This window comes from Chitinimonas prasina (assembly GCF_030160395.1).
Lineage (GTDB): Bacteria > Pseudomonadota > Gammaproteobacteria > Burkholderiales > Chitinimonadaceae > Chitinimonas > Chitinimonas prasina.
Genome location: NZ_BSOG01000001.1, coordinates 1,492,131 through 1,505,349, shown reverse-complemented (window position 1 = coordinate 1,505,349; position 13,219 = coordinate 1,492,131). Strand labels below are relative to the sequence as shown.

The 13,219-nt window shown below is 63.1% G+C and carries 10 protein-coding genes; 5 read left to right on the top strand and 5 right to left on the bottom strand.

Annotation, left to right across the window (positions count from 1 at the left end; genetic code table 11):
• Window positions 1-70: 70 nt before the first annotated feature.
• From dapF to QQK16_RS06925, 3 genes are all read left to right on the top strand, one after another.
• Window positions 71-904: a diaminopimelate epimerase gene (dapF, locus tag QQK16_RS06935; RefSeq protein WP_284195696.1), complete on the top strand. Its 834-nt coding sequence runs from the start codon at window positions 71-73 to the stop codon at window positions 902-904.
• A gap of 270 nt (window positions 905-1,174) precedes the next feature.
• The gene (locus QQK16_RS06930; RefSeq protein WP_284195695.1) at window positions 1,175-1,831 is read left to right on the top strand and encodes a DUF484 family protein; all 657 of its coding nucleotides are present in this window, start codon (window positions 1,175-1,177) and stop codon (window positions 1,829-1,831) included.
• A gap of 48 nt (window positions 1,832-1,879) precedes the next feature.
• Window positions 1,880-2,776 (top strand): tyrosine recombinase XerC, encoded by an 897-nt coding sequence (locus tag QQK16_RS06925; protein ID WP_284195694.1) that lies wholly within the window; start codon window positions 1,880-1,882, stop codon window positions 2,774-2,776.
• 28 nt (window positions 2,777-2,804) lie between these two features.
• Here QQK16_RS06925 and QQK16_RS06920 read toward each other — a convergent pair whose 3' ends face one another.
• The 4 genes from QQK16_RS06920 to QQK16_RS06905 form a co-directional block, all read right to left on the bottom strand.
• Window positions 2,805-4,310, bottom strand: coding sequence for a tripartite tricarboxylate transporter permease (locus tag QQK16_RS06920; RefSeq protein WP_284195693.1), 1,506 nt, complete (start codon window positions 4,308-4,310; stop codon window positions 2,805-2,807).
• Between the two features lie 41 nt (window positions 4,311-4,351).
• Window positions 4,352-4,813, bottom strand: coding sequence for a tripartite tricarboxylate transporter TctB family protein (locus QQK16_RS06915; protein ID WP_284195692.1), 462 nt, complete (start codon window positions 4,811-4,813; stop codon window positions 4,352-4,354).
• An 86-nt stretch (window positions 4,814-4,899) separates the two neighbouring features.
• Window positions 4,900-5,871, bottom strand: coding sequence for a tripartite tricarboxylate transporter substrate binding protein BugD (locus tag QQK16_RS06910; protein WP_284195691.1), 972 nt, complete (start codon window positions 5,869-5,871; stop codon window positions 4,900-4,902).
• A 142-nt stretch (window positions 5,872-6,013) separates the two neighbouring features.
• Entirely contained in the window at window positions 6,014-7,015 is a 1,002-nt protein-coding gene (locus QQK16_RS06905; RefSeq protein WP_284195690.1) for a TRAP transporter substrate-binding protein, read from the bottom strand.
• Between the two features lie 309 nt (window positions 7,016-7,324).
• Between QQK16_RS06905 and QQK16_RS06900 the strand changes: the two genes are divergently transcribed.
• Together QQK16_RS06900 and QQK16_RS06895 are read left to right on the top strand one after the other, a co-directional pair.
• Complete coding sequence (locus tag QQK16_RS06900; protein WP_284195689.1) at window positions 7,325-9,640, top strand: PAS domain-containing sensor histidine kinase; 2,316 nt, start codon at window positions 7,325-7,327, stop codon at window positions 9,638-9,640.
• Window positions 9,641-9,668: 28 nt separating this feature from the next.
• A complete protein-coding gene (locus tag QQK16_RS06895; protein WP_284195688.1) occupies window positions 9,669-10,274 on the top strand; it encodes a response regulator transcription factor in 606 nt (201 codons plus the stop codon).
• Between the two features lie 83 nt (window positions 10,275-10,357).
• Here the strand turns inward: QQK16_RS06895 and secA are convergent, their stop codons facing one another.
• Window positions 10,358-13,066, bottom strand: a complete 2,709-nt coding sequence (secA, locus tag QQK16_RS06890; RefSeq protein ID WP_284195687.1) for a preprotein translocase subunit SecA — start codon at window positions 13,064-13,066, stop codon at window positions 10,358-10,360.
• Window positions 13,067-13,219 lie beyond the last annotated feature (153 nt).

Sequence of the window (13,219 nt, the reverse complement as noted above, 5' to 3'; positions counted from 1 at the left end):
TCAAAACGCCGACCGGTTGACGACGCTGGCTGCAACGGTTAAACCATGGCAACCCCCAAGGGAAACCATCATGAAACTTCGCTTCACCAAGATGCAGGGCCTGGGTAACGATTTCGTCGTGCTTGATGGCGTCAGCCAGGCCCTGGCACTGAGCCCCATACAACTGCGCCAGTTGGGCGACCGCCACTTTGGCGTGGGCTGCGACCAGATTCTACTGGTGGAGAATCCCCACCATCCCGATGCCGATTTCCGCTACCGCATCTTCAACGGCGCCGACGGTGGCGAAGTGGAACAATGCGGCAATGGCGCCCGCTGCTTTGTCCGCTTCGTGCATGATCGAGGCCTTACCGGCAAGCGCACCATCCGGGTAGAGACGGCGCGCGGCCTGATCACCCCCAGGCTGGAGGATAACGGCCTGGTGACCGTGGACATGGGCGCACCGCGCTTCAATCCGGCCGAGATCCCTTTTATTGCCGAGCATGAGGCAGTCAGCCACAGCATCAAGGTGGCGGCACGTATGGTGGAGATCAGCGCGGTGTCCATGGGCAATCCGCACGCGGTACAGGTCGTGGAGAACGTCGACAACGCCCCGGTGGCGCTAGAGGGGCCCATCATCGAGCACCATCCGCTATTCCCCGAGCGGGTCAACGCCGGTTTCATGCAGATTGCCAGCCGTAGCGAGATACGCCTGCGGGTGTACGAGCGAGGTGCTGGTGAGACACTGGCCTGCGGCACCGGCGCCTGTGCCGCCGTGGTAAGCGGCATACGCCGTGGCTTGCTTGACTCTACCGTGCGGGTACACACCCGGGGTGGCGAGCTGAGCATCAGTTGGGCAGGCGAGGGCCAGCCTGTGCTGATGACCGGGCCTGCCGTCACGGTGTTCGAGGGTGAGATCGAACTTTGAGCCCGTGTTATGTACTTACGTTGCTGAAAACCTGCACCCATTCAAAACCATGACGGGCACCCGCAAGGGCAGGGGTCTGGATTCAATCATTAGCGAGCCCACTGCTGCAGGCTGCGCAGACATGCCGCAGCAGGGCTGCCCAGTCCTTTACCGCCCCGCCACAACCTGAGTTCAGCCACAGGCACTAAGCCGGTGCTTGCGATACGACGACTTTCGCCCTAATACTTGCAAGCGCCAAGGCCCTGAATCCTTCCTTACCCGAGACCCGACATGACGATCCAATCCACCGACGTAGCAACCTGGCTGCAGGCCCATCCCCAGTTCTTTGAGGAATACGCCGACCTGGTGGCGGAGATCTTCATTCCCCACCCCCATGGTGGTCGCGCCATCCCCATTGCCGAGCGGCAGATACTGACCCTGCGCGAGCGGAACAAGCTGATGGAAAGCAAGCTGGGTGAGCTGCTGCAGTTTGGCGAAGAGAACGACCAGATAGGCGACAAGGTGCACAGGCTCACCGTGGCGCTGCTGCAGTCGCGCGATCTGGCGGGTGTGCTGGGCACGCTCAACTACCATCTGCAGGAGAACTTCCGCGTGCCCCACCTGGCCGTGCGCCTCTGGGGCGGCGAGGTGGACGAGACCCTGAGCGAGTTCTCTCCCACCAGCGACGATATCAAGACCTTGGCGCAAAGCCTGAATACCCCCTATTGCGGCCCTTATGTCACCGATGAAGTCATGGCCTGGCTGGGTGAATCGGCACCGCATCTGAAGTCGTTCGCACAGGTGGCCCTGAAGAACGACGGCGTTCCCTTTGGCATCCTGGTACTGGCCAGCGAAGACCCTCAGCGCTTCTACCCTGAAATGGGCACGCTTTACCTGGCCCGCATCGGCGAGCTGTCGGCCGCTGCGCTGAGCCGCTGCCTGGATTAAGCCCATGCCGCTCCGGCCACCCTGCAGCCAGCCCGACGGGGCCAGCCGATGACGCCGCTGGAGCGCCTGGACCGCTACCTGACCGGCGAGCAAGGCAAGTCGCCCGCCACCCGGGCTGCCTACCTGGCAGATGCCCGGCTGCTGCTTGCGCTGGCCGGCGACACGGCCATGGAAAACCTGACCCCGCGTGAAATCCGCGGCTTTGTCCGGCGGATGAAATCGCAGGGCCACGATCATCGCAGCATCGCCCGCCGCCTGTCGGCCTGGCGTGGCTGGTTCAAGCTGCTGGTGCGTGAAGCGGGCTTTGCCACCAACCCGGTCGAAGGCATCAAGGCGCCCCGCGCGGCCCGCAAGCTGCCCCGCCCCATCGGCGTGGACGAAGCCCAGGGCTTTCTGGAGAACCTGGACGAGGACGACCCACTTGCCCGGCGCGACCGCGCCATGTACGAACTGGCCTACTCGGCCGGCTTGCGGGTATCCGAGCTGGTCGGTGCCGGGTTGGCGGATTTTCGCGACGAAGGGCGGACGCTGCAGGTACTGGGCAAGGGCGGCAAATCACGCCAGGTACCGGTAGGCGATTACGCCCGCCAGGCCTTGGACAACTGGCTGATGGATCGCGCCAGCCTGGTGCAGCCTGGCGAAACCGCCCTGTTTCTCAACCAGCGTGGCCGCCGCATGAGCACCCGGGCCGTGCAGCTGCGGCTGGCGGAATGGTCCACCAAGTTGGGCCTGGCCGACCGCCTCCACCCCCACCGCCTGCGCCACGCCTGCGCCAGCCACTTCCTGCAAGGCAGCCAGGATTTGCGCGCCACCCAGGAACTGCTGGGCCACAGCAGTATCGCCACCACCCAGGTCTACACCCGGCTGGATTTCCAGCATCTGGCCAGCGTCTACGACGCCGCCCATCCCCGCGCCCACACCAGCGACGACGAAGCCGATATCTAGGCTGCGCAAACTGCCGCAAGGCCCTCGCTTACTCCTCTTCCTGGAAGGCTTCCTCGCGCTTTTTGCGTATGGCCGGCAACAGCACCACGGCCATGGCTGCGGCTGCCATCAGCAACATCACCAGGCTGCCTGGGCGCTGCAGGAACACCAGCGGGTCGCCGCGCGACAACAACAGGGCACGGCGTAGGTATTCCTCCATCAAGGGCCCCAGGATAAAGGCCATCAGCATGGGCGCCGGTTCGCACTCCAGCTTGGAGAACACATAGCCGGCCACCCCAAAGCCCGCCATCAGCCAGACATCGTATTCAGCGTTATTCACGCTGAATACCCCAATGGCGCAGAACACCAGTATCACGGGGAAGAGCAGGTGATAGGGCACCGAGATCATCTTCACCCACAGGCCTATCAGCGGCAGGTTGAGGATGATCAGGAAGAAATTGCCCACCCACATCGACGCGATCAAGCCCCAGAACAACTGCGGCTGTTCGGTCATCACTGCCGGCCCTGGGCTGATGCCCTGGATGATCATGGCGCCTATCATCAAGGCCATGACCGGGCTGGAAGGAATGCCCAAGGTCAGCATGGGGATGAAGGAGGTCTGCGCACCGGCATTATTGGCCGACTCCGGCCCCGCCACCCCCTCGATGGCGCCCTGGCCAAATTCCTCGGGATGCTTGGACAGCTTCTTTTCCAGTGAATAGGCAGAGAACGACGCCAGCACGGCCCCGTTGCCGGGCAGGATGCCCAGCAGTGAACCGAGGCCGGTGCCCCGCAAGATAGGCCAGAGCATGCGCTTGAAATCCGCCTTGCTGGGCCACAGCCCGGAGACATGCTTGATCATGGCCTCGCGCGTGGATTCGTGCTCCAGATTGCGGATGATCTCGCCCAGGCCGAACATGCCCATGGCCAGCACCACGAAACCTATGCCATCGGCCAGGCGTGCCTCGCCAAAGGTAAAGCGCTGCTCGCCCGAGTTGACGTCGGTGCCCAGGGTACCCAGCAGCAGCCCCAGCAAAATCATGCCAAAGGCCTTGAGCAATGAGCCATGCGCCAGCACGATGGACGCCACCAGCCCCAGCAGCATCAGCGAGGCGTACTCGGCAGGGCCGAACTTGAGTGCCAGCTCGGCCAGCGGTGGAGCGGCCACCGCAATCAGCACGGTTGCCACCGTACCTGCCGCGAACGAGCCTATTGCCGCCGTGGCGAGTGCCACCCCGGCGCGGCCCTTGCGTGCCATCTGGTGGCCATCCAGCGCCGTCACCACCGACGAAGCTTCGCCAGGCAGATTCACCAGGATGGCGGTAGTGGAACCGCCGTACTGAGCGCCATAGTAGATACCGGCCAACATGATCAGCGACGATTCCGGCGGCAGGGTAAACGTCATCGGCAGCAACATGGCGATGGTGGCGATGGGGCCCAGCCCCGGCAGCACACCGATCAGCGTGCCCAGAAAAACACCGCCCAGGCAGTACAACAGGTTCTGCACCGTCAGCGCAGACTGGAATCCCAGTCCCAGATTACTCAACAGCTCCATGGCGGCCTCTCAGGCTAGGGTAACGATGCAACACGGGCAGTTCAGAAGCCGAACCAGGGCCCCAGTAACTGCATGGGCAGGCCCAAGCCCTTGATGAAGATCAGCCAACTGAACACACACATGCCCAGGGCCAGCGGCACGGTGGCCTTGAAGCTGAAGCGCTCGCTGGCATAGGCGCTGACCATCACCAGCAGCACGATGGCCGGCACCAACCCGGCATCGCGTATCAGGATGCCGAAGCAGGCTATCGGCAGCACCACCAGCAACATGGGTTTCCAGGCCAGCCGGCCTATGGGCGTGCCGTCGGTCCTGAAGGAGCGCACAAGGCAGATCAGGCCCACCAGCAGCAAGCCGCCCGCCAGCACGCTGGGGTAATAGCCGGGCCCCATGCGCAGCAGGGTACCCATCTCGTAGTCGCGGGCCAGCACCAGGGCGGCACTGCCTATGGCGGTGAACAGCAGCCCGCTGAAGAAATCCTTGGTATTGCGTATCGTCGATGCCACGCAGTGCTCCTCATGCCGTTACAGCGTAGCAAGGGCGGCCAACCCAGCCGCCCTGCCCATCAACACAGTCTGCAGACACCAGGCTGTCAGTCAGCGTACACGCCGGCCTTCTTGATGACCGGGCCCCATTTGTCGATTTCAGCCTTGAGGTGGCTGCGCAATGCCTCCGGCGTCATGCGGTTCTGCGCTGCCGGGTCGGTGCCCAGGTCATCCAGCCTTTGCTTGATGGTGGCATCGCGGCCGGCTATCTGTAGAGCTTGCACCAGTTTGTCGACTATGGGCTTGGGGGTGCCCTTGGGTGCGTACAGGCCATGCCATACCACCACTTCAAAGCCGGGCAGGCCGCTGCTATCCAGCGTGGGCAGATTCGGCAGGGATTCCACCTTGGTCTTGGTGGTGACGCCATAGGCCTTGATCTTGCCGCCCTTGATCTGTCCGGTGGTGTTGGTGGTCTGGTCACACATGAAATCCACCTGTCCGCCCAGCAGGTCGTTCATGGCCGGGCCGGTACCCTTGTAAGGCACCGTGGTCAGGTCGGTCTGCAAGGCGCTCATGAACAACAGGCCACACAGGTGCGATGCCGAGCCGAGGCCGGCATTGGCATAGGTCACCTTGTCCTTGTTGGCCTTCACATAGGCCAGCAGCTCCTTGAGATCCTTGGCTGGGAAATCCTTGCGGGCCACGAAGGTCATGGGCACGTCGGCCACCAGGCCGATGGGCTCGAAGTCGGTTACCGCGTCATAGCTGAGCTTGCGATACAGCGCGGGGGCCGTGGATTGGCCGATATGGTGCAGAAAGATGGTGTAGCCATCGGGTGCCGAACGCGCTACGCGGGCAGCCCCCAGCGTGCCACCAGCCCCCCCCACGTTCTCCACGATCACCTGCTGCTTCAGGGTATTGCTCATGGACTGGGCGAACAGCCGGCCCACGGTATCAGTAGGGCCGCCTGCGGCGAACGGAATCACCATGGTGATGGTCTTTTCCGGGTAGGCCGCCTGGGCAATCCCGATGGCAGCCAGCGCGGAGGCGGCCCAGAGTTTGGCGTAGCGTGAGGTCATGTGTTGTCTCCTGTTTTATCTGACGGGTGTTGCAACAGGCTGGCAGGCCATGGGCAGCCTAGCAGCCTAAGGGAATAGCACCATCCGGGACATGCCTGCCCCCCGGACACAGCGCCGGGTAACCGGGCGCGCAGCTGGCGGGCTAGGGATTGGCCGCCACCTCGCGGGCAATCTTGTAGGTGCCCAGCACCAGATCACGCCCGATGACATCCATGAATTGCGTATGTACCGGCAGCATGCGCTTGCGCAGCACTTCACGGTCGGCGGTGGGCAGCAAATAGATCTCGGTGGTCTTGGCAGCGCGGATGGCCTCCAGCGCCTTGCGGTTCTCCTGATCGGCCAGTTGCCGCTCAAACACCGTGGTCTCGCGCATGGCTTCGCCCAGTTGCTGCCGAATTTCTCCCGGCAAGCCATCCCAGAAGCGCTTGTTGACCACCACCGCATAGCCCAGATAGCCATGCTGCGACAGCGTCAGGTGGGTCTGCACCTCGTACATGCGCTGGCTGTAGAAATTCGACTCGGGGTTTTCGGTGCCATCCACCACGCCCTGTTGCAGTGCGCTATGCACCTCTGAGAATGCCATTACCTGCGGTTTGGCGCCCAGCGCCCGCATCTGCGCCTCCAGCACCTTGGATGATTGCACCCGCATCTTCACACCCTTGAAGTCATCGGGCTTGCGCAGGGGCTTGTTGGCCGAGAAATGCTTGAAACCATTATCCCAGTAAGCCAGGCCGACCATGCCACGGGGCTCCAGTTGCTTGAACAGGCGCTGGCCTATTTCGCCATCCATCACGCGGTACAGCACCTTGTCACTGGGGAAGATATACGGCAGGTCGAACAGCTCAAACTGGCGCAGGCCCAGGGGGCCGAACTTGGACAGGGACGGCGCCAGCATCTGTACCGCATTGATCTGCAGCGCCTCCAGCTCCTCCCTGTCCTTATAAAGCTGGCTATTGGGATAGACCTGCACCTTGACCTTGCCGGCCGTCAGCTTCTCGGCCAGTTCCTTGAACTTCTCGGCAGCACGGCCCTTGGGTGTATCTGGCGCCACCACATGGCTGAATTTGATCAGGATGGGGCCATCGGCATGGGCTAAACCGGTGGCGGCCAATAGAGCGGCGAGCAACAGGGGTGCCAAGCGCATGGTATGTCTCCGGATAGTTTCAGATAATCTAGATGAAATCGACGTCCCTGCGTCAGCTCAATTGCCGATTATCAGGGAAAGCCCCAAGCGGCAGCGCCGTAGCATCACCATAAGGTTAGTACCCGGCGGAGACGCCGCCTGCACTCCCTGGCGACCAGGAGAAGCCCATCACGCGCTGGCGTCCCCTGCGGCCCGGCTCGTGCTGAGCCTCTCCCTGCCCAGGTGTTTCAGGCCGCCTCGCCCCCGGCCCGCTTGGCAACCTACCCTTGCTGCATGACCCAATAAGGCCCACCGCTGCTGAACAGGAACATGAAACGCCAATCCCATCTGCCCCGGCCGGATCGCTGGCTCTGGGCCATGCCTAACCTGGCGCTGATCTGCTTCCTTGCAGTCGGCGTGGCCTTGCTGCTGTTTATCCGCCATAACGAGCGTGAACGCCAGCACGATGAGCTGATCGAAGACGTACTTTGGCAGGAGCAAGCCCTGCGCAGCGAGCTGGTGGGCCGGCAGAATCAGTTGGAGACCCTGGCGCACGACTATGTCCGGGGCGATCTCAGCGAGGGCTCCTTCTACGGCCGCGCCAGCACCATCATGGCTGCCAACAGCGAGATCCTGGCCATCGCCCTCACCAACGAGTACGGCGACGCCATCTGGAGCTACCCCGCTCAGGCCATGGAACCGCTGCAGCTGCACCCTGCCGCCATCGAGCCCTTGCAGCGCTCCGCCCGTATCGGCCTGGCCGCCAGCACCCCGCCGTTCGACTATCCCGGTGCGGGCCAGGCCATCGCCCTGGCCGTGCCGGCCGTACAGGGCAACAGCACGCTGGGCTCGTTTGTCGCCGTGGTGTCGCTCAAGGGCCTGCTGCGCACCTATGTGCCGTGGTGGATCGCCAAGCGCTACCAGATCGGCTTTGTCGATATCGAGGGCCAGACCCTGGCAGCCCGGCCAGAGCAGGCGGTGCCCGATGCCGGCCCGCTGTCCTACGACATCGCCTTCGACCCGCCCGGCTATGGCCTGCGCCTGCGCGCCAAGGTGTTCCAGACTGGCTGGCCGTTCTGGCAGCACGCGCTCTACTGGGTGCTGGCGGGCTTATCGGCCCTGATGCTGTGGTCGCTATGGGTACTCAAGCGCCATATGCGGGAACGCCTCAGCGCCGAGCGGGCCATGCTGCGCGAAATGAACATGCGCCAGGCGCTGGAGGACTCACTGGTATCCGGGGTCTTTGCCACTGACCGAGAGGGCCGGACCCTGCATGTCAACCGGGCCTTCTGCCGCATGGTGGGCTTCGATGCTGAGCAGTTGCTGGGGGGTATCCCGCCGTTTCCCTACTGGCCGGCCGAGGCCCGCAGCCAGTGCGAGCAGGTGTTTGCCGCCATCCTGCGGGGCGAGTGCCCGGTCAACGGCTTCTCGCTGCGCTATCAACGGCAGAGTGGCGAACGCTTTGATGTGCGGCTGTACTCCAGCCCGCTGATCGATGGCGACGGTCGCCATACCGGCTGGGTTGCCTCCATGACCGACGTCACCGAGCTGAAGCGCGAACGCGAAGCACTCAAGGCCTCGCACGAGCGCTTCGTGGCCGTGCTCAATGGCCTGGATGCCGCCGTGGCGGTGACCGATCGCCGCAATGGCGAGCTGCTGCTGTCCAACCGTGCCTTCCGCGAGGCCTTCCGCCTCAATCGGCCCGATGGCCCGCTGTGCGCACTGCCGCTGCGCCATGCCGAACCGGACGACGAATGGTACGACCCCATCCTGGGCCGCTGGTACCAGCACCATAGGCGCGAAACCCTGTGGGTGGATCAATCCAATGTGTGGCTCGATATCGCCACCGACGTCACCGAACGCAAGCAAGCTGCCGACCGCGAGCGGCAACAGACCGAGCGGTTGCAGCAGACCGCCCGCCTGATCGCCATGGGTGAGATCGCCTCCAGCCTGGCGCACGAGCTGAACCAGCCGCTGGCGGCCATCTCCAGCTATAGCACCGCCTGCCGCAACCTGGTCAGCAGCGGCCAGATCAGCCCGACCGAACTCGACGGTGCGCTGGAAAAAATCGCCGAGCAGTCACGGCGGGCCGGCGCCATCATCCGTGGCATACGCGAGTTTGTACAAAAGCGTGAACCCAAGCGCTCGGCCTGCGCAGTGGGAGACCTGCTCGACACCGTGCTGTCGCTGCTGGCCGCCCCGCTCAACCGCTACTACGTCCGGCTGGTGGAGCTGCGGCAGGCAGATGACACCGAGCTGTATGCCGACAAGGTCATGCTGGAGCAGGTGCTGTTCAATCTCTGCAAAAATGGCATCGAGGCCATGGTCGACAGCCCGCAGGAAAGCCGCGAGTTGACGGTGGAGACCCACCGCCGCGGTGAATGGCTGGACCTGATCGTAGCGGACCGTGGCCCCGGCATCCCGGCCGAAGAGGTAGAGAAGCTGTTCCGCCCCTTCTACACCACCAAGGCCGAGGGCATGGGCATGGGTCTCAATATCTGCCGCACCATCGTCGAACACCACCAGGGCCGTCTGGTCGTCGAGGCCCGCCCCGATGGCGGTAGCCGCTTCATCGTCAGCCTGCCCATTACCGAACGCCGTCCCGAGCCCAGCGCCGCCAACGCCTCGCTGGTGCATCGTCTATAAAGCCTACAACCCCAGCAGAGAGTCCATCATGCCGTCAGATCCCCGCATTGCCCTGGTCGATGACGACGCCGCCATCCGCGACGCCCTCAAATGGCTGTTCGCCTCGCGCGGCCACCAGCTTGCCTCCTTTGAATCCGCCGCCGCCTTGCTGGCCGACCGCGACCCCAGCCGCTTCGCCTGCCTGGTGCTGGATCTGCGCATGCCCGGCATGGGTGGGATGGAGCTGTTCCAGACCCTGATCGGCAAGGGCTATACCCCGCCCACCGTATTCCTGACCGGTCACGGCGACGTGCCCCAGGCCGTGGCAGCGCTCAAGCAGGGGGCCGTGGATTTCCTGGAGAAGCCGTTTGACGACAATGCCCTGGTCAGCCTGGTGGAGAACTGCCTGCAGCTGGATACCGAACGCCGCGCCGCCTGGGACAGCCGCCGCCAGATTGAACGCCGGCTGGCCGAACTGACCCCGCGCGAGAAGGAGGTCATGGCCCTGTTCCTCGATGGCAAGCTCAACAAGCAGATAGCCGACGAGCTCGACATCAGCATGAAGACCGTGGAAGTCCACCGTGCCCGCGTGCTGGAGAAGATGGGCGTGAAGTCGGCAGTGGAGTTGGCCAATCTGCTCAAGGAGCTTGGCTAAGAGCCTACACCTCTTGCCGGCGCCGCCTAGACCATGAAAAAAGCCGCCTCGAAAGGCGGCTTTTTTCATGCTGCAACATGGCCTCAGGCGAGCTTGCCGTGGCAGTGCTTGTACTTCTGGCCCGAACCGCAAGGGCAGGGGTCGTTGCGGCCTATCTTGTCGAAACCGCGTACCGACGGTACCGCCGCCTTGGGCTCGGCATTGGCGCTGGCCAAGGCTTCGTCGTAGTCGGCATGGTGGTATTGCATCTCAGGCTCTTCATGCTGCTCCAGCGCTTCCACATCGGCCTGCGAGCGTATCTGCACGGTCATCACCAGCAGCACCACTTCGCGGCGTATGCGCATCAGCAAGCCTTCGAACAGCTCGAACGATTCGCGCTTGTATTCCTGCTTGGGGTTCTTCTGGCCATAGCTGCGCAGGTGTATGCCCTGGCGCAGGTGATCCAGCGAGGACAGATGCTCGCGCCATTGCTGGTCCAGTATCTGCAACATCAAGGCACGCTCGAAGTGACGCAGCACTTCTACGCCCACCGTCTCGGCCTTGTGCTTGTAGGTGGCATGCGCCGCCTCGACCACGCGCTGGCGCACCGCTTCGATTTCCAGCGAGGTCTCGTCCTTCAGCCACTGCACCACTGGCACATCCAGCTGGAACTCGGCCAGGGCCTTTTCCAGGCCTGCCGCGTCCCACTGCTCTTCCATGCTGCCAGGCGGCATGTACTGGTCCACCAGCTCACCGATCACGCCCTCGCGCAGATTGGTAATGGTGTCGGAAATATCGGTCGATTCCAGCAGCTCGTTACGCTGGGCGTAAATGGCCTTGCGCTGCTCATTGGCGACATCATCGTATTCCAGCAATTGCTTGCGGATATCGAAGTTGCGGCCTTCCACCTTGCGCTGGGCATTCTCGATGGCGCGCGACAGCAGGCCCGACTCGATGGCCTCGCCCTCAGGCAGGTTCAGGCGCTGCATCAGCGAGCCGATACGGTCGGCAGCAAAGATGCGCAGCAGGGGGTCTTCCATGCTCAGGTAGAAGCGGCTGGAGCCTGGGTCACCCTGGCGGCCGGCACGGCCGCGCAGCTGGTTGTCGATACGGCGGCTTTCGTGGCGCTCGGTACCGATGATATGCAGGCCGCCAGCGGCCAGCACCTGGTCGTGCAGCTGCTGCCACTCGGCCCGCAGCTTTTCCACCGCCTGGTGTTTGTCGGCCTCGCTCAGGGCCTCGTCCACTTCAATGGCGCGGATACGCGGCTCGATATTGCCGCCCAGCACGATATCGGTACCCCGGCCGGCCATATTGGTCGCGATGGTGATGACACCAGGGCTACCCGCCTGCACGATGATCTCGGCTTCACGCGCATGCTGCTTGGCGTTCAGCACATTGTGGGCGTAACCGGCATCGGTAAGCTGCTTGGACAGCAGCTCGGAGTTTTCGATGGAGGTAGTACCCACCAGCACCGGCTGCCCCCTGTCCTGGCAATCCTTGATATCGAGCAGGATGGCGTTGAACTTCTCCTGCGCGGTGCGGAACACCTGGTCGTTCATATCGCGCCGAACCATGGGACGGTTGGTCGGGATGATGACGGTTTCCAGGCCATAGATCTGCTGGAATTCGTAGGCTTCGGTATCGGCCGTACCGGTCATGCCGGACAGCTTGGCATACATGCGGAAATAGTTCTGGAAGGTGATCGAAGCAAGGGTCTGGTTCTCCTTGTTGATCTCCACGCCTTCCTTGGCTTCCACCGCCTGGTGCAGACCTTCGCTCCAGCGGCGACCTGACATCAGGCGGCCGGTGAATTCGTCCACGATCACCACTTCGCCGTTCTGCACCACGTAATGCTGATCCTTGTGGTACAGCGCATGGGCCCGCAGGGCGGCGTACAGATGGTGCATCAGGCCGATGTTGGAAGTGGCGTACAGGCTGTCGCCCGGCACCAGCAGGCCTTCGGCGGCCAGCAATTGCTCGGCCTTCTCGTGGCCGGCTTCGGACAAAAGTACCTGGTGTGCCTTCTCGTCCACCCAGAAATCGCCTTCGCCGTCCTCGGTCTCCTGGCGGACCAACTTGGGGGCCACCAGGTTGATACGGCTGTAGATCTCGATGCTGTCTTCGGCCGGACCCGAGATAATCAGTGGGGTACGGGCTTCATCGATCAGGATGGAGTCCACTTCGTCGACCACGGCGAAGTTCAGGCCGCGCTGTACCCGCTCATTGGTGGCGAACACCATATTGTCGCGCAGGTAGTCAAAACCGTACTCGTTGTTGGTGCCGTAAGTGATGTCGGCGGCGTAGGCCGCCTGCTTCTTGTCGTGCTCCAGCTGGCTGAGGTTGATACCCACCGTCAGGCCCAGGAAGTTGTACAGCTTGGACATGGTCTTGGCATCGCGTTCGGCCAGATAGTCGTTCACTGTCACCACATGCACACCCTTGCCGGTCAAGGCATTGAGGTAGGTGGGCAGGGTGCCGACCAGGGTCTTGCCCTCGCCGGTACGCATTTCTGCGATGCGACCATCGTTCAGCACCATGCCGCCTATCAGCTGCACGTCGAAGTGGCGCATATTCATTACCCGCTTCGAGGCTTCGCGGCATACCGCAAAGGCTTCGGGCAGGATGGCATCAAGGGTCTCGCCCTTGGCCAGACGCTCCTTGAACTCGGGCGTCTTGGCCTGCAGCTCGGCATCCGACAGCGCCTGCATCTGGCTTTCGAGTGCGTTGATCTGGCGCACTTTGACGCCGTACTGCTTGAGTAGCCGGTCGTTGCGGCTACCGAATACTTTCTTCAGGAGAGAAGCAATCATCGTGTTTCCAGGCGGCCTGTCGGTCAGGCTTGTTCAAAGTCGTCGCGCAGGTGCGCAAAAACACGGCGGACCGGGAGTAAACCGATCCGCCGTGCAGTTCATGTTCCAGCGAAGCTGCCGAATCGCCCAACCCAGATGGGGGCAGGGCACGAC

Coding starts and splice junctions, on each gene's coding strand:
- dapF (WP_284195696.1), top strand. CDS start 71: ATGAAACTTCGCTTCACCAAGATGCAGGGCCTGGGTAACGATTTCGTC.
- QQK16_RS06930 (WP_284195695.1), top strand. CDS start 1,175: ATGACGATCCAATCCACCGACGTAGCAACCTGGCTGCAGGCCCATCCC.
- QQK16_RS06925 (WP_284195694.1), top strand. CDS start 1,880: ATGACGCCGCTGGAGCGCCTGGACCGCTACCTGACCGGCGAGCAAGGC.
- QQK16_RS06920 (WP_284195693.1), bottom strand. CDS start 4,310: ATGGAGCTGTTGAGTAATCTGGGACTGGGATTCCAGTCTGCGCTGACG.
- QQK16_RS06910 (WP_284195691.1), bottom strand. CDS start 5,871: ATGACCTCACGCTACGCCAAACTCTGGGCCGCCTCCGCGCTGGCTGCC.
- QQK16_RS06905 (WP_284195690.1), bottom strand. CDS start 7,015: ATGCGCTTGGCACCCCTGTTGCTCGCCGCTCTATTGGCCGCCACCGGT.
- QQK16_RS06900 (WP_284195689.1), top strand. CDS start 7,325: ATGAAACGCCAATCCCATCTGCCCCGGCCGGATCGCTGGCTCTGGGCC.
- QQK16_RS06895 (WP_284195688.1), top strand. CDS start 9,669: ATGCCGTCAGATCCCCGCATTGCCCTGGTCGATGACGACGCCGCCATC.
- secA (WP_284195687.1), bottom strand. CDS start 13,066: ATGATTGCTTCTCTCCTGAAGAAAGTATTCGGTAGCCGCAACGACCGG.